We start from the raw sequence: 22,252 nt of genomic DNA, 5'->3' as shown, positions 1-22,252 counted from the left end.
AGTGAAATGGCAGGGGATCCAACCCGTACCGTTGGATCCCCTGCCCGCCTCACCGCTTCCGGTCGGCATGTGCGTCGCCACGGTGACGATTGCCTTGGCTGCCGTCGCGACCGCGGGGAGACCCCATGGTGCCCGCATGCCCGGTCCTGACTACCAGTCCCTGGAACTGGATGGCCAGCAGACTGCGGGCCGCGGTCTCGAAGTCCACCGGGAATGCCGCCTGAGCCGACCAGCCGGACGCGGCTGCGACGACGGCGTGGAGCCCGGCGACCAGATACGCCTGCTCCTGCACGGACAGGGTGACCTCGAAGGCACCGCTCAGGATCCGCGCCAGTTCGGCTTGATTGCGCCGGCCTTGGCCGCGGCACCGCTCGAGCGCCTCGTCCGGCATCGGGTAACGCAGCAACTCCGCCGAGGCCGCGATCAGCCGAGAGAGCAGCGGACGTGCCGCGAGGGCGGCGGCCACCGTGGCCGCGATCCGATCGATGTCGCCGTCGGCCTCCTCCTCACCGAACGTCGCGTCGAGATCCGGCAACCACCGGGCGTACTCCGCGTCCATCAGATCGAGCAGCAGTCCCTCCCGGGATCCGAAGTAGCGCAACACGTTGGAACTTGCCAAACCCGCTTCGCGCGAGATCGCCCCCAGCGACAGAGTGGTCACATCGGCATCGACGAGCAGGCGCCGCGTCGCCGCGAGGACGGCCCCCACTCGTTGGGCGCGCTGGGCCGGAGTGCGCGCCCTCTGAAACGTCTCGCCGTTCACGTCGCCTCCCGTGCCGATTACCCCACCCGATAATAGAAGACTCTTCTATTATCGGCGAACGCGCATCGCAGTGGATGCACATCAGGTGGGAAGGAAGTCGATCCCTGTGGGGCGACAGTTCGGGTACGTACTGGAAAGAAGCGGCCGGGCCGAGGCGGCGGTGATGTTCGATCTGCTGCGGGACGCGGAATCGTGGACGGACTGGGCCGGGTCCCCGATCACCTGTGCGGCCTGGCGGGACGACGGCTCGCCCGGTGTGGGCGACGACGCCGTGGGCCGAGTGCGTCTGGTGGGCACCGAACGGTTCCAGACGCCGGAGGAAATCACCGTTGACGACCGACCCCACGTGCACGGCTACCGGATACTGAGTCGATGGCCCGTGCGTGACTACGAATCCCGAGTGGAGTTCCTTCCGCAAGGCGAAGGCACCACCACGGTGCGCTGGTCGGGTGAGTTCACCGAGCGGATCCCGGGAACGGGCCGGCTGTGGCGACGGTTCCTCGTGCGTTTCCTCGGCGGTCTTGCCGACAACCTCATCCAGGAGGCGCAGCGACGCGCCCGCACACTCGATTGACGGTCGCGACCCAGGCACTCGCGGTTGTCCGAGAGTCGGTGCGGTCCACCGGATTCACCAGTTACTCGTGCACAGTTCACCGACTGGTGCGATCGGACTCCCGGTGTGAGGGTCGACCCAGACGGGTGCGTGGTCGATCTGACCCGGCCGCAGCAGGTGCCGGCCTCGTGACGGCCACTGTACGAAGTCGTAACCGGCCAATTCGGTTTGGGCTGCGTCCGCGACCCACACCGCTGCGTCGCCGAAGGAGGCATCCATCGGAAGACCACTGCACGAGCGGAACCCGCTGATGCCACCCGTTCGGTTCCAGCCGATCGTGACTGCGTACTCGGCGCCGATGGACAGTTCCCACACGAGCCGGTCTGGGTTGACGTCACGGCCATAGCGCAGACAACGCAGGTCACGGGCGACTGCGGCGACGGCCGTCGTCCATGCGTGAGGCGGGTCGAGTTCCATTCCGGGACTGTCGAAGAAGTCGGGTTGGTCGGCGACCACGGCGAAACGCCAGGCGAGGCGGTCTTCGCCTTCGAAATCGAGGATCGGCATGGGTAGCGGTCTACACCTATGTGTCGACGTGGTCAGAATCTGCCCCTGTGTGGACACCGGGCCGCTGCGACGCGACGATCGGAATGTCCGGTTCGCGATCGTTCGTGCCGCTATCATTCCCAGTGCATTCACCGACCGGGCCGGGGAACTCGAGGAGCTGCGTGAACCACCGAACGACCACCCCGTCCGACGTCCCCGATCCCGAGTCCAGTTTCGCCCCGCCGGCTTCGTGGATTCCCATGAAGTACCCGCGCCACGCAGGCTTCGCCGCGAACGTCGCTCCCGTCGACCCGGCCGCGGACGCGACGCTCTCGCAGGCGATCGAGACCAACGACGAGGTGTTGCGCTGGGCCGCATGGGATCTGGTGAACGACCCGGAGCCCGACGAACTCGCCGCCGCCGCCCGCCGCTACCAGGCCGGCGACGTCACTGCCGTGGGGGCCGCCGCGCTCGCCGTCCTCCTCACGCGCTTCGTGAAGCCGGAGGACGGTCGGGTCGTCGTGGACGGGTGGGTCACGAGGCACGGACTGCCGTTCGCAGTCGCGGCACTGCTGGAAAGCACCGACATGCGCAGGCTCGACATCCGGGTCCCGGTGGAAGACCTCCCCGACGGTACGAACTACATGTGGGTGCAGTTCGACGAAACGTCGGGGAAGGACGTCGACCTGCCCCATTACGTGACGCGGGAGGTCCTCGCGCAGGTCGACGACCCGACTGCGCAGGTGAGCTCCACCGTCCTCGCCCGCATGCTCGACCGGTTGCGCGCCCTGCTGTCCACCGCGTCCGACGACGACTATGCCGCGGCCACCGAGGTCGCCTCGGGGCTGCGCACGAACACGACCCGGAGGATCGCCGCGACGTACCTCTTCCCCACCGAGCCCGACTGGTCGTACGAGGTGATCCTGGGGTTGGATCAGATCCCGTACCACTGGCGCACGCACCTGCTCGTCTCGGTGAACACGACCGCGGCACTCGAGCGGGTCGTCGGCGACAACGGACGCCACGCGTGGCTCGGTGACGAGGCGATCCTGGCCGCGGTGGTGGACGGGGTCGGTCCGCAGATCACGACGGCACTGACCACCGCATTCGACACCGAGTTCCCCTACCGGAACGTGCAGGACGACGCGATCCGACTGCGCATCCTGCAGGCGCTGGCGGCGATACCCACCGACGACGCCTTCGCCGCTCTGCTCGACCGGGCCCACCTGAAGGATGCGTTGCCCGCGGTGCGGCACGCGATGCGGCACTACCCGCGGCGCGCGTTCCGGATTCTGGCTCGGACCGACTCGGGGCTGTTCGACCGCCATGTCCGGGAGAACCCGGAGCTCGCGACCGAACTGTCGGACACCCTGCCCGAGCGGGCCCGGCGCCGCATCGAGGAGCTGACGACGACGGTCCCCGAGGCGACCGGACTTCCCGCGGTGTTGGTGAACCCGCCGTGGACGAACAGGCGGCGGACCGTGGCGCCGACGGCGATAGACGGGCTCGTCGCTCCCCCGATCCATCGGATGGACTGGCTACCAGGCGAACTCGAGGAGATCCGAAACACCCGACACGACTACTCGTACACCACGTGGGAGCAGTATCGGCAGTACATCGTCGATGCGTCCGCGCCGGGGGTGAACGAGTGGCAGGCATGGGTGATCTTCCTCCTGGCCCCGGACGAGGTCGCCCGCCCGCTGCTCACGGACTGGGCGGGGACGTCGCTGAAGGATCCACTCCGCGTCGTCGCCCGCTACGAACTCGATGCCCTCCCGCTGATGCTGCGGTTCGCCCGCGCGCACCCCGGCGCGGCGGCGCCGTACCTGATGCCGTACGTGGACCTCGATGTCGCGCGCCTGCACGCGACGATGTTCGCCTCCCGCAAGAACCTCCGCAAGCCGGCACTGTCGTGGTTTTCTCGCCATCGGGACGACGCGGTGACGTTGCTGGTTCCAGACGCGGTGGGTCCGGTGGGGCCGCAGCGCGATCACGCCGCCGCCGCACTGCGCGCGCTCGCGTACGCGGGCGCGGGCGCCCGGGATGCGGTGCTCGCCGGCGCCGAGCAGTACGGGGCCGACGCCGTGGAAGCGGTCGGCACGCTGCTCGACCTCGACCCGCTGGAGATGCTGCCCAAGCGGATCCCCAAGACCCCTGCGTGGGCCGACATCGACTCGCTGCCACCGATACTGACCGCCGATCGATCTGCGGCACTCCCCACCGCCGCGGTGTCGGCGATCCTGACGATGTGTGCGGTCGGGACCGCGGACGCCCCGTACGCCGGACTCGACGCCGTCACCGCCTTCTGCGATCGCACGTCGCTGGCCGCGACGGCCTGGGAACTGTTCGAACGGTGGTGGGGAGCCGGTGCCCCGTCGAAGGACAACTGGGTGATCCTCGCGCTGGGGTGGCTCGGCGACGATTCGACCGTCGTCCGGCTGGTGCCGCACATTCGGCGGTGGCCCGGCGAGAGCGGCGCGGCGCGAGCCCAACTCGGGCTCGATGCGCTGGCCGCGCACGGATCGGCGCGGGCGCTGACCGAACTCGATCGCATCTCGCGGACGATGAAGTTCAAGTCGTTGAAGAGCGGCGCCGCGGAGCGGGTCGCGGACGTCGCCGAGCGACTCGGTCTCGACCGCGAACAACTCGCGGACCGCACCGTCCCCGACCTCGACCTCACCCCCGAGGGCACGATGACGTTCGACTTCGGGCAGCGGACGTTCACCGTCGGTTTCACGGAGGCGCTGGTGCCCTTCGTCCTCGACGGGGCGGGCAAGAGGGCGACCGGGCTCCCGAGGGCATCGGCCGCCGACGACGCGGCCCTCGTCGAGGACGCGAAGTCGCGCTTCGCCTCGCTCAAACGGGAGACGAAGACCGTCGCCGCCGAGCAGATCAGGCGGTTCAACCGGTCCATGGTCACGGGACGCCGCTGGGGCGGAGACGAGTTCACCGAGTTCGTGCTCGGTCATCCCCTGCTGGTGCACCTCGCGCGCCGGCTGCTGTGGGCGTCGTTCGACGAGAACTCCCGTGCCGTGACCGTGTTCCGGGTGGCCGAGGACAACACGCTCGCCGACATCGACGACGTCGCCGTCGCGCTACCGGACGGCCCGATCGGACTGGTGCACCCGGCACACATACCCGACACCGTGGGCACCTGGTCCGACGTCTTCGCCGACTACGAGATCCTGCAGCCGTTTCCCCAACTCGGACGCCGCGTCCACCGCCCGCTGCCCGGTGACATCGACGGGAGCGGGCTGGCCCGATTCACGGGGGTCACCGCGACGCCGAGTCAGGCTCTGCGCCTGACGTACCGCGGGTGGGATCCGGTGTGGGAGAACCCCGCCTCGTGGGGACAGGGGCTGCTGTACCGGCTGAGCGACACCGTGTCCGTGCTGCTCGGACTCGAGCCCGGCATGGGCACCGGCAGCCCCTACGACGGCTATCCGGACCAGAGGCTCGTGTCGGTGGACCTTCGCGGGGGCACCCTCGGCGACGTCGACGGTGCGACGGTGTCGGAACTCCTGGCGGATCTGGCGGGGTTCGCATCGTGACCCGTCAGGGTCAGCAGCGCGGCCTTCACCGTCGGAAACTCCTGTATTCGAGGTGACCACCGTCCGCCCGGCGGGTCATGAACAAGGCTCTCGCCCGGGCGATTCGACACGCGGAGCGGCGAACCGAACCACCTCGACCACCGGAGTAGCCGAGGTGGCGGGTCCGCCGCCGCTGGTGGTGTCCCGCCCACGTGTGCGGTGCTACGAGCCGAACAGACTCGTCAACGATCCCCCGCCGGGGGCACCGTTCTGGCCGTTCTGACCGTTCTCGCCATTCTGGCCGTTCTGACCGTTCTGACCGACAGGTCCACTCGGTCCGGCAGGCCCCGCGGGTCCGGTGGGCCCGGCAGGCCCGGGTGCGCCCAGGATGGCGCCGGTCAGGTCCGCGCCGATCGCGCCCGCCAGGTTCGCGCCGATCAGGTAGGCGCCGTTGAGATTTGCGCCGGTCAGGTCCGCGCCGGTGAGGTCCGCGTTGGTCAGGTTCGCCCCCATGAGCAGCGCGTTGCTCAGGTTCGCGCCGTTCAGGCTGGCGTTGGTCAGGCTCGCGCCGACCAGGTATGCGCCGCTCAGATTCGCATGGGCGAGGGCCGTGTTGGTCAGGTTCGTGCCGATCAGGAACGCGCCGCTCAGGTCCGCGCCGCTCAGGTTCACACTGACCAGGTTCGCCCCGGGGCAGGAGGTGGCGGGCGGGTTGGGATCGGTGATGGTGCACCCGTTGATCACGATATCGGCGGCCGCGACCGGCGCCACCGCCACCAATCCAGCCACAGCCAGCCCGGCACCCAGAACTGCAGCGCCACATCGACGGAACGCCACGCTCCTCCGCCGCGACACCACCGGTGCGCCAGAGTCATTCCGTTCATGATCACATACCGAAAACGCCATCCAGATCACCCTTCTCGCGAAAACTCAATGAATCCTCGGATCGAGCAAGTGAATCCGGCACTGCCGTGCCGCGTTCGGACTCAACCACAGCAGCGATCTCCGATGCCGCGAAATCGAAGAATCGTGATATGCCGGTAGCGGCGGAACCCTGTCCAGGGCAATCGGCAGCAGAGCCGGGATGTCGGCAGAATGCTCGTCGCACGCGGCGGCACTGCGCGGGTTCAACCTGCATTTTCTCCGTCGCGACGAGAACGGTTCAGGCTCAGAAGCTTTGATGGTCACGTCCCGACACTCGCCCCCCCATCATCGATTCCCCGCCGCAGGCGCCCCGAAACCCTCCCACAACCGAGGAGTCTGTGTGCCCGTCGGTCCGAAGTCGTGCAGGCCGCCACTGCGCACGCTCCGATTCGGGTGCGGCTGTAACGAATCCTCGTGGGATCCGGACATACCGGATCGAGACGACAGGAGGGGCGCCGATGCTCTCGAGGAAGGTGACCACGCGCGTGATCGTGGCAGGTGTGATCGTCGCGAGCGTGACTGCCGGCGGGGCGGCCGTCGCGTCGGCAGCCGAGCCGGCCGAGTTCGAATCGGTCACGGTTCTGCAGATTCCCGGACTTGCCATCGGCCCGCCGGGCGGCGGAGCCGCGCTGTACAACCCCACGGTGCACCACGGCCACGGTGCCATCTTCCCCGCCCCGGTCGGCTACGGCTACACATACACTTGGACGAACCTGTCGACCGGAGCATCGGGAACGATCACGGACCAGGATCCCGATCGGAGTGCAATACGCACCGGTGCAGGCCAACTCGTCGTCACCGGGTCCTACAACTACCCCGGAACTGCCAGCATCGGAACCTTCTACGTCTCCGGGTAGTGCACGAAACCTGCTGTCGCTCCAAGCGGGGAAGCCACAGCGGACGATCCTCCCGATACGGCGACCTGGTGATTGGCGATTCCCATGGCGACCATACTGAACGGCCGACGAGCCGGCGGGCCAAGGCAGCCGGACTCGCCCCTGGTCTGGCGATCCTGGCAGTTTCCGGCGCCGTCCTCATTGCGTGCACGGGCACATTGACATCCGTCCTCGGCGACTCGGTGTCCTACCGCCCGCCGACGGCTGCTGTCGCGGAACGGGCTGACTGTCTCGCCCCGGACATCGACAGCAAGCTCGTGGCGCTCAACCCCCATTCCATCGCGGCGGGCCCGGCTGCTGCGGGGGCCGGGTTCCGCCCAGTGGCTTCCGGCCCGTCGCTGTCGTGCGTTGCGAGCGCGGCCAGAACGCCGCCGGCGCGTTCACGATCGACAGTGTCCGGCTCGAGGGCAATGTCGACACGGCGTGGAAGGCGTTCCGAGTCGACTCCGAGCGGTTCCCGGACAACGTCTGCAGCGAGAAGTACGGGTCTGATTTCATCACGACCACCGACGCTGATATCCGGTGAGGCGACAGCGTCGCCGCCCGGCGCTCTCGACTCGCCGAGGGCTACGCGTTGGCGTTCCCGATCGACGACGTCGGCCGGTTGCAGGTGTGCCGGTACGTCGAGTCGGCCGACAGCTCGACACAGCAGTCACGCTCACGCCTGACGACCGGACAGAGCATCGATCTGGTGCGCCAGGTCGTGGAGGCGCCGGTCGCGCCGCCGTGCGCGCTGACCGCCACGCGAACCGCCCGGATCCCGCTGGACCGGGCGGACGGTTCCGGCGGCGCACGAATCGACATCGAACTCGACGGCTGCAGACGGGCCACCGCCACCGGTATCCCCTACGTCACTGTCCCCGTCGACGTGACCGCCGTGGTGGACGAATCGCCCCGGTAGACAATCTCGATTGATTCACCTGCAGCGCAGCGACGCTCGCGTGACTGGCCACTCCTCGATACTGATCGGGAATCGAGCACCGTCGGCTGTGCGCGCGTGGAAATAGAAGTTGACGCACGTAGTTGTGTAAACATAGCCTTTACACATGAGCGGATCCGAGCAGGCGCGTTCCGCATCGTTGCTGCGGTCGCTCACCCAAGGTCTCGAGGAGCTCCAGCGGACGGATCCGGGCTCGGTGCCGATGATCCGGGGCGCTGCCGACGCCCTCACCCGTGCCGAGCAGTTGTTGGCGGTCGTCGTCGACGAGGCACGACTCAACGGGTCTACCTGGCAGGAGATCGGCGACGTCATGGGTATCTCCCGCCAGGGAGCGTTTCAGAGGTTCGGTCACCCAGTCGACCCGAGGACGGGAAGGCCCCTGGACAAGACTCCCCTTCCCGACGCGGAGGCACGCGCACTCGACATCTTCGGCCACATCGCCGCCGCCCGCTTCGAGGAGGCATGCACGGACTTCGACGAGAACATGACCGTGAAGCTGACACCCGAGACGTTGGGCGACAACTGGACCCAGGTGACAGGTCAGGTCGGTGAGTACGCGGGAGCGGGCGAGCCCACCAGTCGACGTCAGGCGGACCTGACCGTAGTCGACATCCTCCTCGAGTTCGAGGCAGGAGAGTTGGTCGGCAGGGTGTCCTTTCGGCCGGATGGCAAGGTCGCGGGGCTGTTCTTCCTCAACCCGGAGTTCGCGGGCCAACGCTGAGGGTGACGATCGGTCGGACAGTTGCGGTTCTCCCGTCGCCTCGAGGTGGATTGGGGACTCGCGGCCCCGCCCCTTCCGCGCGGCCGTCAGGCGGAACCTGAGACGTCCAGGTCCGAGGACGGCCCCGATCGCTGACGTATCTTCTGTTGTGTGGCGGCCGAACTCGAAACCCTCGTCGGCGACGACGCCGCGCACGGTGCCCTCGCGGTCCCGGCCGACGCGGCCGCGGCCATGCACCGGCTGCGCGTGGAGTCCGTCTCCCCCAACACCCGCGCCGCGCAGCTGGGTGACTGGACGTGCTTCACCCGCTGGTGCGACCGGGTCGGGCGGGCACCGCTCCCCGCCTCCCCCGACCTGGTCGGCTGGTTCCTGACCGAGAAGTCCGCGGAGGTGCGCCAGGACGGTCGGCCCGCCTACGCGTCGTCGACGATGACGCGCTGGGTCGCCTCGATCAACAAGATCCATTCGCTCGCCGGACATCCCAAGCCCGGACAGTCCCCCGCCGTGCGCGAGATCCTGCGCGGCATCGCCCGCACCCGGGCCACACCGCCGGTCCGGCGCGAACCGCTGCTCACCGCCGACGTGCGCACCATCGTCGAGTCCATGCGCGCGCGGTCGACGCGCGGTTCCTGGGCCGACCGCGCGGCCGAGCGACGGGACACCGCGCTGCTGCTGATCGGACTGACCGGCGCGATGCGGCGGTCGGAACTGTCGGCGCTCGCGGTCGGCGACGTCGTCCCGCACCGGGCGGACGGACTGTACGTGACGATCCGCAGGTCGAAGACCGACCAGGCCGCGGCCGGGCGCACGGTGACACTCCCCTACGGCCAAGCCGAGGTCACCTGCCCGGTGTGCGCGTACTGGCGGTGGCGAGAGGTGCTGGACGCGTGGGACCGTGACGGCAAACCCGCCGTCGGCGCCCTGCTCGCGGAGCCCGACACCGACCCTCTCGACCACTGCTGCCGCGGCGTCCGCGGGCGCCCCGAGGCGACGGTCCGGCCGTTGTTCCGGCCCGTGCACCGCACCGGAGCGCTGGGCGCGAAACCCCTGTCCGGACAGGCGATCGCGTCGATGATTCAACGTCGTGCGGTCGGTGCGGGGTACGCCGAGGAGTTCGTGGCCCTGCTCGGCGGGCACAGTCTCCGCGCCGGATTCGTCACCCAGGCGGTCCGCAACGACGCGAGCGCCGAACAGATCATGACCCAGAGCGGGCACACCGACCAGCGGATGATCGCGATCTACTCACGGCAGCACGCGGGCCTGCACGGCAACGCCGTCACCGCGCTGGGTCTCTGACAAGCAGGCCTCCGCCCCGCCGATCTCAGTCCTCCAGGACGAGCGGCAACTGCGCCCGCACCCGCCAACTTCCGTCCGGCCGCCGGCCGGTCTCGAGGTTGCCCTGCAGCACGGCGACCCGTTCGCGCATGCCGACGAGCCCGTTCCCCGATCCCTGGGTGAAGGTGCTCGACCCGCCGCCGTTGTCGGTGACCTCCACCAGCACGTCCTCGGTGCGCCGGCGCACCGAGACCCATGCCCGCGGCGTGGGTCCGGCGTGTCGCAGCACGTTGGTCAGCGATTCCTGCACCACCCGGTGGATGCCGAGACTGACTGCGGGCCTGATGTCGTCGAGTTCGCCGGTCATCTCGAGTTCCACCCCGAGCCCGGCGTCGCGCATCATGTCGACGACCTTCGCGAGACCGGCGGTGCCGTGCTGCGGCATCTCCGCCGGGGTCTGCTCGGTGCGCAGCAGGGCCACCGTGCGGCGGAGCTCGGAGAGGGCCTGCCGACCGGTGGACGAGATGTTGCGCAGCGCGGTCTGTGCGGTCTCCGGGCTGCCGGGCAACGAGTACGAGGCGCCGTCCGCCTGCACGATCATCACACTCACCGCGTGTGCGACCACGTCGTGCAGTTCGCGTGCGATGCGGGTGCGTTCGCTCGCCACCGCCTCCTCCGCGCGCCGGTCGCGGTCGTACTCGGCGACCGCCAGACGCGCGGCGACCTCCTCGTCGTACAGGCGGCGCGCGCCGAGGAACTCCGCGGTGATCCAGGCCAGCGCGTAGACCAGCGTGATGAACGCCGTCGTCGTGAGCACCTCCTGGTGCAACAACCAGATCGAGAGCGCCGCGTCGAAGGCCAGACCGACCAGGTAGATCGCGGCCGGGCGCCGCCCGACGTACGCCACCAGCGTGTAGAGCATCACGATCAGGCCGAGCTGTCCCGGATGGGTCACCCGGTCGTCGCCGACCAACGAGCCGACCGTGGTCGCGAGCAGGGAGGCGGCGAGAGCGGTGACCGCGGCGAGGACGGTGAGGCGTCGGCGGAACGCGATCGGCAGGCTCAGCAGCAGACCGAGCAGCACGAACAGCCACGGCGCCTGGCTGTTCGGGGCGGACACGCACTCGAGCACGAAGATCAGCGCGGCCAGCATCGAGTCCGCGACGAAAGGCTTGCCACGCAGCCACAGGCTGAACCTCCGCATGACCGCCAGCCTAGAGACACTCCGCTAGGTTGGCCGGGTGGGTACTCGCGACGTCGATCCGGAATTCCTGGCCCTGCCGCTGCCGGCACTGGCCGATGCGGCACTGTCCGCCGCTCGCGGCGCGGGGGCCCAGCACGCGGACCTGCGCGTGCATCGGCTGCGAACCCAGTCGCTGCGGCTGCGTGACGGCATCGTGCAGGCCGCGGTGGACGGCGACGAGCTCGGCCTGGCCGTGCGGGTGGTGGTCGACGGCACCTGGGGATTCGCATCGAACGCGGAGCTGAGCGCCGAGTCGGCAGCGCGGACCGCCCGGCAGGCGATCGAGGTGGCGCGGGCACTGCGCGCGCTCAACCGCGAGCGGGTCGAGCTGGCGGACGAACCGGTCTACCGCGACGTGACGTGGGTCTCCGACTACGACCTCGACCCGTTCGCGGTGCCGACGACGCAGAAGGTGGAACTGCTCGCCGACTACTCCGGTCGGTTGTCCGCCGCGGACGGTGTCGACCACGTCACCGCGAGCGTGCTGCAGGTCAAGGAGCAGACGTTCTACGCGGACCTGGCCGGCTCGCGGATCACCCAGCAGCGGGTGCGGTTGCATCCGGAGCTCGAGGCCATCGCGGTCGACGCCGCCGCCGGCGGGTTCGAGACCATGCGCACCCTGGCCCCGCCGGTGGGCCGCGGCTGGGAGTACCTCGACGGGTCGAGCGCGGCGACGGGGACCGTCCCCGCCGACGGCACCTGGGACTGGGACGGTGAGCTGGCCCGGATCCCCGAGTGGCTGGCGGAGAAGTCGAAGGCGCCCTCGGTGACCGCGGGTCCGACGGACCTGGTGATCGACCCGACCAACCTGTGGCTCACGATTCACGAATCCATCGGGCACGCCACCGAATACGACCGCGCCATCGGCTACGAGGCGGCCTACGCGGGCACGTCCTTCGCCACGCCCGACAAGCTCGGCACGCTGCGCTACGGCACGCCGGTCATGCACGTCACCGCGGACCGCACCGAGGAGCACGGGCTCGCCAGCACCGGCTACGACGACGACGGTGTCGCCGCGCAACGCTGGGACCTGGTGCGCGACGGCACCTTGGTCGGCTACCAGCTCGACCGGGTCTTCGCGCCACGGCTCGGCCTCGAACGGTCGAACGGGTGCTCGTACGCGGACTCCCCGCACCACGTGCCCATCCAGCGGATGGCGAACGTGTCGCTGCAGCCGGACCCGGTCTCCGACGTCACGACGGACGAGCTGATCGCGCGGGTGCGGGACGGCATCTACGTGGTCGGCGACAAGAGCTGGTCGATCGACATGCAGCGCTACAACTTCCAGTTCACCGGCCAGCGGTTCTACCGGATCCGCGACGGCAGGCTGGCCGGTCAGCTGCGCGACGTCGCCTACCAGGCGACCACCACCGACTTCTGGGGCTCGATGGAGGCGGTCGGTGGTCCCTCGACCTGGCGGCTCGGCGGCGCGTTCAATTGCGGTAAGGCACAACCCGGTCAGGTCGCGGCGGTCAGCCACGGCTGCCCGTCCGCGCTCTTTCGCGGGGTGAACGTGCTGAACACACGGACGGAGGGCGGGCTGTGATCGCGGCGCAGGAACTGGTCGAGCGCGCGCTGACGCTGCGCACGGTCGACGAGTCGATGGTGATCGTCACCGACGCGGGCGAGGCGTCGCTGCGGTGGGCGGGAAACTCCATGACCACCAACGGTGTGTCCACCTCCCGGTCGTGGACGGTGATCTCGATCGTGCGTGACGACTCGGGTGCGCGGGTCGGCACCGTGAGCTCGAGCAGTGTCGACCCGGACGACATCGCGGCGGTCGTCCGGGCCAGCGAGGAGGCGGCGCGGTCCGCTCGGCCTGCCGAGGACGCGACGGACCTGATCGCCGGGACCGGCGCTCCCGGCGACGGCTGGGACCGGCCCCCCGCCACGACCGATGTCGACGTGTTCGGTTCGCTGGCAAGCGATCTCGCCGTCGGATTCGACGGCACAGACCAGCTGTACGGCTTCGCCCAGCATCAACTCCACAGCACCTGGCTGGGCACCTCCACGGGGGTCCGTCGACGGTTCACCCAGCCGACCGGGTCGGTGGAGATCAACGGCAAACGCGGGGATGCCAGCGCCTGGGTGGGTGCGAGCACCCGCGACTTCGGCGACGTGTCGGTTCCGACCCTGTTGGCGCAGTTGGGCGCCCGACTCGACTGGGCGGGGCGCACGGTCGACCTGCCTGCCGGGCGGTACGAGACGCTGCTGCCGCCGTCGGCGGTGGCGGACCTGATGATCTACCTGATGTGGACGATGGAAGGTCGCGGCGCGCAGGAGGGCCACACCGCACTGTCGCGAGCAGGCGGCACCCGCGTCGGGGAACGCCTGACCGACATTCCGCTCACGCTGTTCTCCGATCCGGCCGCACCGGGGCTGGAGTACGCGCCGTTCGTGGCGACCGCCGCGTCCAGCGAGACGCTCTCGGTGTTCGACAACGGGATGGCGGCGGACCGGGTGGACTGGGTGCGTGGCGGAACCGTCAACGCGCTGGCCTACCCGCGGCACGCGGCCCGGGAGTTCGGCGCGCCGGTCGCGGTGCCCGGCGACAACCTGCTGCTCACCGGCGGCGGCGACGCGTCGATCGAGGACATGGTGGCGCGCACCGAGCGCGGTCTGCTGCTGACGACGCTGTGGTACATCCGCGAGGTGGATCCGGCGACGCTGCTGCTCACCGGGCTGACCCGGGACGGGGTCTATCTGGTCGAGGACGGTCGGGTCACGGGTGCGGTGAACAACTTCCGGTTCAACGAGAGCCCGCTGGACCTGCTTCGCCGGGTCACCGAGGCGGGCGCGACGGAGCAGACCCTGCCGCGTGAGTGGAAGGACTGGTTCACCCGGACGGCGATGCCGCCCTTGCGGATCCCCGACTTCCACATGTCGTCGGTGAGTGCGGCCCGGTGACGGCACCCGATATGGACCCGTCGGCGAGGTGCCCCTGTGGCAGCGGTGAGACCTACGGGGCGTGCTGTGGGCGCTTCCATTCGGGGGAGGTCACGGCGCCGACCGCGGAACGGTTGATGCGTTCGCGATACTCGGCCTTCGCGGTCGGGGACGCCGACTACCTGCTGCGCACCTGGCATCCCAGCACCCGGCCGGACCGGCTGGACCTCGATCCGGACCAGCGGTGGCTGCGGCTCGACGTGGTCGCGACCACCGGCGGCGGCATGTTCGACGCCGCGGGCACCGTCGAGTTCGTGGCGTACTACCGCGAGTCCGGGATCCGGGAGTCCCTGCACGAGAACAGTCGGTTCGTGCGCGAGGACGGGCAGTGGCTGTACGTGGACGCGCTCGCGTGAGCGGGTGAACTCTCACAGAGTCCTTACCTTCCCGCAACTGAACCACAAACTCTCGCCCCTAGTCTTTTGGTACGAGCTTTTCAGGGAATCGAATTCCCTTGGAGCGCAAGAAGTGCCGAGAAACCAGGAGGCGTCATGTCGGGTATTCGGAGGAAGAACCGGGAAATGCGGTGCGTCACCGCGACCACCGCGGAGCTGCGGACGCGCGGGCTGGCCGCCATTCTCGCGGCCGACGAGAACTGCCGGGAGGTGCTGGTCACCGAGCCGGCGCGCGGGTGGATGGCGTCCGTCCTGCCCGGCGACACCCCGGACGACGAGGTCGACGTGCTCATCTTCGCCACGGAACCGGCCCTGCAGTGGACCGACGACTACCTCCGGTGGGCCGACTCGGTGGAGAGCCTGTTGACCGCTCGACCCGCCGCGGCCTGAGCGCGCAATGTACGGCGCCAGCCGACCGGACCCTGCAAGATGAAGGAGTGGTGGCGGTTCAGAAGGTACTGATCGTCGAGGACGATGCCGATGTCCAGACCGCGCTCCGGCGCGGTCTGGAACTTTCGGACTTCGTGGTGGTCACGGCCGGGGACGGGGCGGCCGCCCTGCACGCGGTGGACGAGCACGACCCGGACCTGGTCGTGCTGGACCTCAACCTGCCGATCCTCGACGGGGTGGGCGTGGTGAAGGCGCTGCGGGCGGTGCACAACGACGTGCCGGTGTGCGTGCTCAGCGCGCGCAGCGCGGTCGACGACCGGATCGCCGGGCTCGAGGCCGGGGCCGACGACTACATGGTCAAGCCGTTCGAGTTCGGCGAACTGGTGGCACGGATTCGCGCACTGCTGCGCCGCCGCCCGGAATCTGCGGCCGCGCCGACCGAGGGAACGGTGACGGTCGGCGCCGTCTCCGTCGACCTGCTCGGCCGCAGGGTCCACGTCGCAGGCACCGAGGTGCACCTGACCAAACGTGAGTTCGATCTGCTCGCGACGCTGGCCGAGAACCGCGGGATCGTGCTCAGCCGGGAGAGCTTGCTGCGCTCGGTCTGGGGATACGAGTTCGACACCGAGACCAACGTGGTGGACGTGTTCGTCAGCTACCTGCGTCGCAAGCTGGAGTTCGACGGCACGCCCCGCGTACTGCACACCGTGCGCGGCATCGGATTCGTGCTGCGGGAACGATGACCGTGCGACGACGAGCGGTGTCGCTGCGACTGCGGGTGACCGCCGCCGCGGCGCTCGGCACCGCACTTGTCGTGCTGCTGCTCGGCGGGGTCGCCTGGGTCGGCATCGACCGGCAGGTCACGGCCCAGCTCGACAGCAAACTCGACTCGGTCACCCAGGTGGCCGCGGCAAACCTGACCAGCCTGCGGGTGCTGCAGGGGCCGCTGCCCCCGTTGCCGCCGGGATACGCGGGCACGCTGCACGCCGGCGGACTGACGCTCACCTCCACCGACACGGAACTGCCCGCCTTCCCGGTCGGCTGGCACGACGCGACGGTCGACGGGGTCCAGTACCGGGTGCGGACGGCCGAGGTGCTCAGCGGGCTCGGCGCCACGATCGCGATCGGCGCACCGACCGCCCCGGTCCGGGCCACCATCGACGGCCTGCACGGGTGGACGATGATCATCGGCGCCGGCGCGGTGGTGGTGGCGGCCGCCCTGGGCTGGCTGTTCGCGGGTTTCGCGATACGGCCGCTGCGCCGGCTGGCCGAACAGACCCGTCGGTTGGGCGTCGACCCGGCAGCGCCGCCGCCCCGGGTGTCGGGGGCGAAGGAGGCCGAGGAGCTCGCCGCGGCGCTCCGGTCACTGCTCGACGCCAACGCCGCCGAGCGTGCCCGCACCGCGTCGGCGCTGGCGACCGCACGCGACTTCGCCGCCGCCTCCGCCCACGAGCTGCGCACACCGCTGACGGCGATGCGCACGAATCTCGAGGTCGCGACGACGCTGGATCTGCCCGCGGCCACGCGGCAGGAGATCCTCGACGACGCACTGCGCACCGAACGGCGGGCGGAGGCCACCCTGCGTGCGCTCGAACGGCTGGCCGCGGGCGAGCTGTCGTCCGAGGCCGACTTCGAGCAGGTCGACCTGGCCGAGCTACTGGACCGGGCGGCCCAGGACGCCATCCGAACACACCGCGGGGTGGACATCCGACTGGACGTTCCGCCGGTCCTCACGATCCCCGGGCTCCCCGCCGGCCTCCGGCTGGCGGTGGACAACGCCATCTCCAATGCGATCCGGCACGGCGGCGCCCAGGTGATCGAGATCGCGGCACTCGCCGGCGCGGACGCGGTGATCGTCACCGTGACGGACGACGGCGCGGGCATCCCGGTGGCTGAGCGCGAGGCCGTGTTCGAACGATTCCGGCGCGGCACGGGTGCGGCGCCGGACGGATCGGGCCTGGGGCTGGCACTGATTCGTCAGCAGGCCGAGTTGCACGGGGGCGCGGCCTGGTTCGAGGACAGCCCGCTCGGCGGCATCCGGCTGGTGTTCCGGCTCCCGCGCCCGCCGTCCTGAGGGGCACGCGGGCCTCCGTCCGCCGCGGTCGCGTGTAGCGTCCGAAGCAGGTGCCCGCGCGGGGCACCCGTCATCGAGGTGACGGCGATGGACTGGTTTGCCACGGGTGGTAGCTGGCTCGGCCGCTGGCTCTTCACAGAGGGCCTGGCGGTGCTGTACACGGTCGCATTCGTCTGTGCGGCGAGTCAGTTCCGTGCCTTGCTCGGGACGAACGGACTGCTCCCGATCCCCCGATACCTCCGGGGCACGCGCTTCCGGCGGTCGCCCAGCGTCTTCCACCTGCACTACTCCGACCGATTCTTCGCCGTCGTGGCGTGGACCGGCGCCGGGTTGGCCGTCCTCACCGCCGCGGGACTGACGGCCCGGTTACCACTCGGACTGTGCATGCTCGTGTGGTTCGCGATGTGGCTGCTGTACCTGTCGATCGTCAACGTCGGGCAGACCTGGTACGCCTTCGGCTGGGAGTCGCTGCTGCTCGAGACCGGGTTCCTCGCCGTCTTCCTCGGCAACTCCGGGACCGAGGCGCCGCTCGCGGTGATGATCGCGTTGCGGTGGCTGCTGTTCCGGCTCGAGTTCGGCGCCGGACTGATCAAGATGCGCGGTGACCGCTGCTGGCGAAACCTGACCTGCCTCTACTACCACCACGAGACGCAACCCATGCCGGGTCCGTTGAGCTGGTACTTCCACCACCTCCCCAAACCCCTGCACCGGGTCGAGGCTGCGGGCAACCACGTGACCCAGCTGGTCGTGCCGTTTCTCTTGTTCGCCCCGCAGCCGATCGCGGGGGCGGCCGCGGGTTTGATGATCGTCACCCAACTCTGGCTGGTCGCGAGCGGAAACTTCTCGTGGCTGAACTGGGTGGCCATCGTGCTGGCGCTGTCGGTGCTGCCGGAGGCCTTCCTCGAACGAGTCCTGCCGTTGACACCATCCGCCACCTCGCCCGGACCGCCGGCCTTCGCGGTCGCGGTCGCGGCGCTCACCGTGTCGGTCGTGGTGCTCAGCTACTGGCCGGTGCGAAACCTGCTCGGGCGCCGGCAGCTGATGAACGCGTCGTTCAACCGGTGGCACCTGGTCAACACGTACGGCGCGTTCGGCAGCATCACCCGGGTGCGGATGGAGGTGGTGCTCGAGGGCACGACGGACGCCGTTCCCGGTCCGCAATCGCGGTGGCAGGAGTACGAATTCAAGGGAAAGCCGGGTGATCCGCGACGCCGTCCGCGACAGTTCGCCCCCTACCACCTGCGCCTGGACTGGCTCATGTGGTTCGCGGCCATCTCGCCGAGCTACGCGGACACCTGGTTCCTCGCATTCGTGAGCAAACTGCTGGAGAACGACCGTGTCACACTGAAACTACTGCGGCACAACCCGTTCGACGACGATCCGCCGACCTTCGTGCGAGCCCGCATGTACGAGTACCACTTCACGGACTGGCGCAGCAGGCGGGCAACCGGGGCCTGGTGGGAGCGGGAACTGGTCTCCGAGTTCCTCAGGCCGGTCACCCTGGGCCGCACCGCGCGTCGCTGACACAGTCGGCCAGTACGCTGGGGCACGTGTCGACGGCAGAATCCTCGGGCGTCCGCCTGGACAGTTGGGTGTGGTCGGTCCGCCTCTTCAAGACCCGATCCGCGGCGGCTACTGCGTGCCGAGCCGGTCACGTGCGCGTCAACGGGTCGCCGGCAAAGCCCGCGCAAATACTGCACGTGGACGACGAGGTGCGCGTGCGGGTCGGCGGAACGGAGCGGATCGTCGTGGTGGCCCGCCTGATCAGGAAGCGGGTCGGGGCGCCCGAGGCCGCCCTGTGCCTGATCGACCGGACTCCCCCGCCACCACCCCGCGAGGTGCTCCTCGCTCTTCCGCAACGCGACCGCGGTTCGGGTCGGCCCACGAAACGTGAACGGCGCGAACTGAATCGACTTCGGGGATTCAACGAAGACTAGCCGACAGATCTCGCGAAAATCGCTTCACCATTCCCGGTGTCCGGTCACGCCCGTCGTGCCATGCTTCCCCGGATCCGGCGGCGCCCGCCGTGGATTCGGAGCGAGTTTGTGAGGTTGGGTTGATGGTCAGTCGGTTAGGTGCGGTGCGGGTTCGTCGGTCGATGGGCATCGCGGCCGCGTTCGGGATGACAGCCGTGGCGGCGTTCGGGATGGGTACCGGCATCGCCGCTGCGGACGGTCTGGTTATCGGATGCTCCACCACGGTCGGACATTCGACGTGCAGGTACGACAGCATCGGCAGCGAGCAGGAGTACGAGCTGGTCGTCCCGAGCGGGGTGCGGTCGGTGACGGTGACCGCGGTGGGCGGAACCGGAGGTGGCGTGCAGGGCGGTCGCGGCGGGTCGGTGGTGACCGAGCTCCCCGTGACACCCGGTCAGAAGCTCTACCTCGCGGTCGACATCGGCAGGGGTGGCGGTCTCGCAGCGGGCGGCGGATTCTCCTCCGTCGCAACCAAGTCGATCAAGGCCGACCGCGGTGCTGCGCTGCTCTCGCGGCTCGTCGTCGCCCCGGGCGGCGGCGCCGGCACCATCGTCGGTGCGGGTGGAGACGCGGGAACGCCCGCGCCGGGTCCCGGTGGCGGCCAGGCGGGGTCCTCGGTGTCGGGCGGCGCCGCCGGCGTGGGTGGCACGGACGGGGTCCTGGGCGCAGGCGGAACCGGCGGCCCGCTCGGCAGCGGTGGTGGCGGCGGCTACTTCGGCGGCGGCGGCGGCAACGCGGGCGGTGGTGGCGGGTCCTTCCTGGTGCCCGCCGGCGGTACCACTGAACTCGCCAAGCGAGGTGCCGTCGCGAGCGTGCAGATCGACATGGCCTCGGGCGTGGCACAGTCGGGCAGTTCGGACGGTGGCGGCAGCGCCGGAAGTTCCGGTGGCAGCGGCAGCGCGGGAAGTTCCGGCGGCAGCGGCAGCGCGGGAAGCTCGGACGGAACGGGCAGCTTCGGCTGACCCGCGTCCCGGCGATGCGAGCGCGCGTCGATACCGGTAGCTCAATGCACTCACGTCGGCGCGTGGATCATGGCATGCTTCCAGCGGCCGGCGGCGTCCGCCCCGGATCGGTTGAGACTCTGCGAGGTTGTTTGATGCAAGGACGTACGAGGCCGGCGGGCTCGACCCGGATCCGACGCACCGTTGGATTGGCCGCGACGGTAGGCATGACGGCAGCCGTAGCGGCCGGGCTCGCCGGCGGTGCCGGCGTTGCCTCCGCTGACAGTCAGGTCGCGGGATGTGCCCAGTCGGGGATGCTCGTCAACTGCAAGTTCAACATCAAGGGCGAGTTCGCGCTCGACGTCCCGGCCGGAGTGACCTCGATCAAGGTGACGGCCATCGGCGAGAACGGTCAGTCCGGTTTCGCCCCCGGTGGCCTCGCCGGACTGGTCACCGCGGACGTTCCCGTGAAGCCTGGCTCGAAGCTGTACGTCAACGTCGGCGAGGGCGGCGGCACCGGGACCACCCGCGGGGGCGGCTTCTCCGGAATCGGCACCGAGTCGATCAAGACGAACCGGGACAAGGGCATGCAGTCGCGCCTGCTCGTCGCTCCCGGCGGCGGCGGCGGCAGCCTCGGCGCAGGTGGCGACGCGGGTACCTCCGCGCCGGGCACCACCGGCGGCAAGGCCGGCACCACGACCGCAGGCGGTGCCGGCGGCACGGGGTCGCCGGACGGCGGTTCCGGCGCGCTCGGAACCGGCGGTGCAGCCACCGGCACGGGTGCAGGCGGCGGCGCGGGGTACTTCGGCGGCGGGGGCGGGGCACCGTCGGGCGGCGGCGGGGGCGGATCGTTCCTGATTCCGTCCGGTGGCACGGACCATCTCGCGGCGCGCGAGGACGCGGCCGAGGTGCTGATCCAGTTCACCTCGCTGGTACCGATCATCCCGATCCCGGGACTCGGCGACCTCGGCAGCTCCGACCTCGGCGGGCTGCCGTCGCTCGGTTCCAGCTGAGCCGGGTAGCAGTACCGAACACGTGGGGCCCGCACCGACATCGCGTCGGTGCGGGCCTCGTCGGTTCGCCCCCGAGATGCCCGAAACAATCTGATCTGCAGCGACTTTCGGGTCGAGTCAGGTCGACGTGGTCCCCTCCCCGGCCTCGTCGGCAGTGACCGCGTGCACGTCGCGGCCGGCCGCGAGCGCGACGCAGGCCAGAACCGCCGACGTGAGTCCCAGGCCCGTGCGCACCCAGTTCCAGCGATTCCACGAGGTCAGCTCAGCGGACACCGCTCGAGGCGGGAAGGTGGGGTCGAGCATGGCGAGGTCGGCGCGCACGAAGTAGAGCGGCAGGAGTACGAAGGTTCCGATCATGCCCGCCGTCGCCAGAACCCAGACGAGCCGGCCGGACCGGTGATGCACGGTGGCCGAGTACGCGCTGATGCCCAGCAGCGTGGCGGAGGCGAGCTCGAACGGGAACAGCGTTGCGCCGGTGACCGGTCCTTGGACCTGGAAGCTCGACAGGAAGGTGGCCGGGTCCATGTGCCGCCAGGCCGGCACGATCACGGTTTGGGTGAGCAGGGCGCCGCAGGCGAAGGCGGAGGTGCTGGCGACCGCGGCCGTCTCGATCCACCGGTTCGCGCGCGCCGAGCCCTCGGGTCCACGAGAAAGCCGTCGCCTGCGGGCCATGCGGACCCTCCAGGTCTTCTGGCCTCGATCGGGTGCCGGCACCGTTCGTTCCGATCAGGACGTGACCGACAGGCCGACGGTGCCGGTCTTGCCGCGGCGCAGCAGGCTGCCCTTGATCGTGATCCAGCCGAGGATCCCGTACTTGCGGCTGATGACCTCGCGGGCGTGCTCCGTCCCGGTGTCGTCGAGCACCACCGCGGTCGCCTCGATCGCGTCGCCCTTCTGCTTGCCGCGCACGTCGCAGGCCGCGACCGTCACCCGCGGGTTGCGACGGATCCGCTTGACCTTCCAGGAGTCGGTGACCGTCCACAGCAGCAGGCGGTCCCCGTCGAGCGCCGCCCACAGCGGGGTCGGGACCGCCGAGCCGTCCTTGCGGAAGGTGGTCAGCAGGACGTACTTGGCGGCACCGATCTCGCTCAGCGTGGGGCTCATGTGCATCAGCCTAGGGCCAATG

The 22,252-nt window shown here is 69.9% G+C and carries 23 protein-coding genes; 17 read left to right on the top strand and 6 right to left on the bottom strand.

The window, feature by feature from the left end:
• Positions 1 to 49 precede the first annotated feature (49 nt).
• On the bottom strand, positions 50 to 763 hold the full coding sequence (locus ACFVH2_RS18605) for a TetR/AcrR family transcriptional regulator (RefSeq protein ID WP_378426067.1): 714 nt from the start codon (positions 761 to 763) through the stop codon (positions 50 to 52).
• A 10-nt stretch (positions 764 to 773) separates the two neighbouring features.
• Here ACFVH2_RS18605 and ACFVH2_RS18600 point away from each other — a divergent pair, with 10 nt between their 5' ends.
• A complete protein-coding gene (locus tag ACFVH2_RS18600) occupies positions 774 to 1,337 on the top strand; it encodes an SRPBCC family protein (protein WP_378426069.1) in 564 nt (187 codons plus the stop codon).
• Between the two features lie 54 nt (positions 1,338 to 1,391).
• Here ACFVH2_RS18600 and ACFVH2_RS18595 read toward each other — a convergent pair whose 3' ends face one another.
• Positions 1,392 to 1,883, bottom strand: coding sequence for a hypothetical protein (locus ACFVH2_RS18595; RefSeq protein WP_378426071.1), 492 nt, complete (start codon positions 1,881 to 1,883; stop codon positions 1,392 to 1,394).
• Positions 1,884 to 2,044: 161 nt separating this feature from the next.
• Between ACFVH2_RS18595 and ACFVH2_RS18590 the strand changes: the two genes are divergently transcribed.
• Positions 2,045 to 5,413: a DUF4132 domain-containing protein gene (locus tag ACFVH2_RS18590; protein ID WP_378426073.1), complete on the top strand. Its 3,369-nt coding sequence runs from the start codon at positions 2,045 to 2,047 to the stop codon at positions 5,411 to 5,413.
• Between the two features lie 201 nt (positions 5,414 to 5,614).
• Here the strand turns inward: ACFVH2_RS18590 and ACFVH2_RS18585 are convergent, their stop codons facing one another.
• Positions 5,615 to 6,181 (bottom strand): pentapeptide repeat-containing protein, encoded by a 567-nt coding sequence (locus tag ACFVH2_RS18585; RefSeq protein ID WP_378426074.1) that lies wholly within the window; start codon positions 6,179 to 6,181, stop codon positions 5,615 to 5,617.
• Between the two features lie 593 nt (positions 6,182 to 6,774).
• Here ACFVH2_RS18585 and ACFVH2_RS18580 point away from each other — a divergent pair.
• The 5 genes from ACFVH2_RS18580 to ACFVH2_RS18560 all read left to right on the top strand — a co-directional run bounded on the left by ACFVH2_RS18580 (position 6,775) and on the right by ACFVH2_RS18560 (position 10,169).
• Entirely contained in the window at positions 6,775 to 7,173 is a 399-nt protein-coding gene (locus ACFVH2_RS18580; RefSeq protein ID WP_378426076.1) for a hypothetical protein, read from the top strand.
• 382 nt (positions 7,174 to 7,555) lie between these two features.
• Entirely contained in the window at positions 7,556 to 7,738 is a 183-nt protein-coding gene (locus ACFVH2_RS18575) for a hypothetical protein (RefSeq protein WP_378426078.1), read from the top strand.
• A 48-nt stretch (positions 7,739 to 7,786) separates the two neighbouring features.
• Positions 7,787 to 8,113: a hypothetical protein gene (locus tag ACFVH2_RS18570; protein ID WP_378426080.1), complete on the top strand. Its 327-nt coding sequence runs from the start codon at positions 7,787 to 7,789 to the stop codon at positions 8,111 to 8,113.
• Between the two features lie 145 nt (positions 8,114 to 8,258).
• Positions 8,259 to 8,873 carry a DUF3887 domain-containing protein gene (locus ACFVH2_RS18565; protein WP_378426081.1) on the top strand — a complete coding sequence of 205 codons (615 nt, stop codon included), beginning with the start codon at positions 8,259 to 8,261 and terminating at the stop codon, positions 8,871 to 8,873.
• A gap of 150 nt (positions 8,874 to 9,023) precedes the next feature.
• Entirely contained in the window at positions 9,024 to 10,169 is a 1,146-nt protein-coding gene (locus ACFVH2_RS18560; RefSeq protein WP_378426083.1) for an integrase, read from the top strand.
• A 25-nt stretch (positions 10,170 to 10,194) separates the two neighbouring features.
• On the opposite strand, the gene ACFVH2_RS18555 is transcribed toward ACFVH2_RS18560, so the two are convergent.
• Positions 10,195 to 11,352, bottom strand: a complete 1,158-nt coding sequence (locus ACFVH2_RS18555) for a sensor histidine kinase (RefSeq protein ID WP_378426085.1) — start codon at positions 11,350 to 11,352, stop codon at positions 10,195 to 10,197.
• Between the two features lie 37 nt (positions 11,353 to 11,389).
• On the opposite strand from ACFVH2_RS18555, the gene ACFVH2_RS18550 reads away from it, so the two are divergent.
• The 10 genes from ACFVH2_RS18550 (at position 11,390) to ACFVH2_RS18505 (ending at position 21,126) form a co-directional block, all read left to right on the top strand.
• Positions 11,390 to 12,937, top strand: a complete 1,548-nt coding sequence (locus ACFVH2_RS18550; RefSeq protein ID WP_378426087.1) for a TldD/PmbA family protein — start codon at positions 11,390 to 11,392, stop codon at positions 12,935 to 12,937.
• Positions 12,934 to 14,298 (top strand): metallopeptidase TldD-related protein, encoded by a 1,365-nt coding sequence (locus ACFVH2_RS18545; RefSeq protein WP_378426089.1) that lies wholly within the window; start codon positions 12,934 to 12,936, stop codon positions 14,296 to 14,298. The genes ACFVH2_RS18550 and ACFVH2_RS18545 overlap by 4 nt, the downstream gene beginning before the upstream one ends.
• 11 nt (positions 14,299 to 14,309) lie before the next feature.
• Positions 14,310 to 14,693, top strand: coding sequence for a YchJ family protein (locus ACFVH2_RS18540; RefSeq protein ID WP_378426142.1), 384 nt, complete (start codon positions 14,310 to 14,312; stop codon positions 14,691 to 14,693).
• A 135-nt stretch (positions 14,694 to 14,828) separates the two neighbouring features.
• Complete coding sequence (locus tag ACFVH2_RS18535; protein WP_378426091.1) at positions 14,829 to 15,122, top strand: hypothetical protein; 294 nt, start codon at positions 14,829 to 14,831, stop codon at positions 15,120 to 15,122.
• 47 nt (positions 15,123 to 15,169) lie between these two features.
• Positions 15,170 to 15,865 (top strand): response regulator transcription factor, encoded by a 696-nt coding sequence (locus ACFVH2_RS18530; RefSeq protein ID WP_378426093.1) that lies wholly within the window; start codon positions 15,170 to 15,172, stop codon positions 15,863 to 15,865.
• Entirely contained in the window at positions 15,862 to 17,196 is a 1,335-nt protein-coding gene (locus tag ACFVH2_RS18525; protein WP_378426095.1) for a sensor histidine kinase, read from the top strand. The genes ACFVH2_RS18530 and ACFVH2_RS18525 overlap by 4 nt, the downstream gene beginning before the upstream one ends.
• Before the next feature lie 87 nt (positions 17,197 to 17,283).
• Positions 17,284 to 18,720, top strand: coding sequence for a lipase maturation factor family protein (locus ACFVH2_RS18520; RefSeq protein WP_378426096.1), 1,437 nt, complete (start codon positions 17,284 to 17,286; stop codon positions 18,718 to 18,720).
• Between the two features lie 26 nt (positions 18,721 to 18,746).
• The gene (locus ACFVH2_RS18515) at positions 18,747 to 19,133 is read left to right on the top strand and encodes an RNA-binding S4 domain-containing protein (RefSeq protein WP_378426098.1); all 387 of its coding nucleotides are present in this window, start codon (positions 18,747 to 18,749) and stop codon (positions 19,131 to 19,133) included.
• A 122-nt stretch (positions 19,134 to 19,255) separates the two neighbouring features.
• The gene (locus ACFVH2_RS18510) at positions 19,256 to 20,134 is read left to right on the top strand and encodes a hypothetical protein (protein ID WP_378426100.1); all 879 of its coding nucleotides are present in this window, start codon (positions 19,256 to 19,258) and stop codon (positions 20,132 to 20,134) included.
• A 206-nt stretch (positions 20,135 to 20,340) separates the two neighbouring features.
• Entirely contained in the window at positions 20,341 to 21,126 is a 786-nt protein-coding gene (locus ACFVH2_RS18505) for a hypothetical protein (RefSeq protein ID WP_378426102.1), read from the top strand.
• A gap of 117 nt (positions 21,127 to 21,243) precedes the next feature.
• Here the strand turns inward: ACFVH2_RS18505 and ACFVH2_RS18500 are convergent, their stop codons facing one another.
• Both ACFVH2_RS18500 and ACFVH2_RS18495 read right to left on the bottom strand, forming a co-directional pair.
• Entirely contained in the window at positions 21,244 to 21,798 is a 555-nt protein-coding gene (locus ACFVH2_RS18500) for a hypothetical protein (RefSeq protein WP_378426103.1), read from the bottom strand.
• Positions 21,799 to 21,852: 54 nt separating this feature from the next.
• Entirely contained in the window at positions 21,853 to 22,230 is a 378-nt protein-coding gene (locus ACFVH2_RS18495; RefSeq protein WP_378426105.1) for a PPOX class F420-dependent oxidoreductase, read from the bottom strand.
• Positions 22,231 to 22,252 lie beyond the last annotated feature (22 nt).

The organism is Rhodococcus sp. NPDC127527 (assembly GCF_042672245.1).
Classification (GTDB): Bacteria; Actinomycetota; Actinomycetes; order Mycobacteriales; family Mycobacteriaceae; genus Rhodococcus_G.
The sequence above is the reverse complement of the archived record's forward strand: the minus strand, read 5'-3'. Positions and strand labels throughout refer to the sequence as shown.

Excerpts from the sequence above, each read along its gene's own strand:
- ACFVH2_RS18595 (WP_378426071.1), bottom strand. The coding sequence starts at position 1,883 with ATGCCGATCCTCGATTTCGAAGGCGAAGACCGCCTCGCCTGGCGTTTC.
- ACFVH2_RS18580 (WP_378426076.1), top strand. The coding sequence starts at position 6,775 with ATGCTCTCGAGGAAGGTGACCACGCGCGTGATCGTGGCAGGTGTGATC.
- ACFVH2_RS18565 (WP_378426081.1), top strand. The coding sequence starts at position 8,259 with ATGAGCGGATCCGAGCAGGCGCGTTCCGCATCGTTGCTGCGGTCGCTC.
- ACFVH2_RS18555 (WP_378426085.1), bottom strand. The coding sequence starts at position 11,352 with ATGCGGAGGTTCAGCCTGTGGCTGCGTGGCAAGCCTTTCGTCGCGGAC.
- ACFVH2_RS18540 (WP_378426142.1), top strand. The coding sequence starts at position 14,310 with ATGGACCCGTCGGCGAGGTGCCCCTGTGGCAGCGGTGAGACCTACGGG.
- ACFVH2_RS18535 (WP_378426091.1), top strand. The coding sequence starts at position 14,829 with ATGTCGGGTATTCGGAGGAAGAACCGGGAAATGCGGTGCGTCACCGCG.
- ACFVH2_RS18525 (WP_378426095.1), top strand. The coding sequence starts at position 15,862 with ATGACCGTGCGACGACGAGCGGTGTCGCTGCGACTGCGGGTGACCGCC.
- ACFVH2_RS18520 (WP_378426096.1), top strand. The coding sequence starts at position 17,284 with ATGGACTGGTTTGCCACGGGTGGTAGCTGGCTCGGCCGCTGGCTCTTC.
- ACFVH2_RS18510 (WP_378426100.1), top strand. The coding sequence starts at position 19,256 with ATGGTCAGTCGGTTAGGTGCGGTGCGGGTTCGTCGGTCGATGGGCATC.
- ACFVH2_RS18505 (WP_378426102.1), top strand. The coding sequence starts at position 20,341 with ATGACGGCAGCCGTAGCGGCCGGGCTCGCCGGCGGTGCCGGCGTTGCC.
- ACFVH2_RS18500 (WP_378426103.1), bottom strand. The coding sequence starts at position 21,798 with ATGGCCCGCAGGCGACGGCTTTCTCGTGGACCCGAGGGCTCGGCGCGC.
- ACFVH2_RS18495 (WP_378426105.1), bottom strand. The coding sequence starts at position 22,230 with ATGAGCCCCACGCTGAGCGAGATCGGTGCCGCCAAGTACGTCCTGCTG.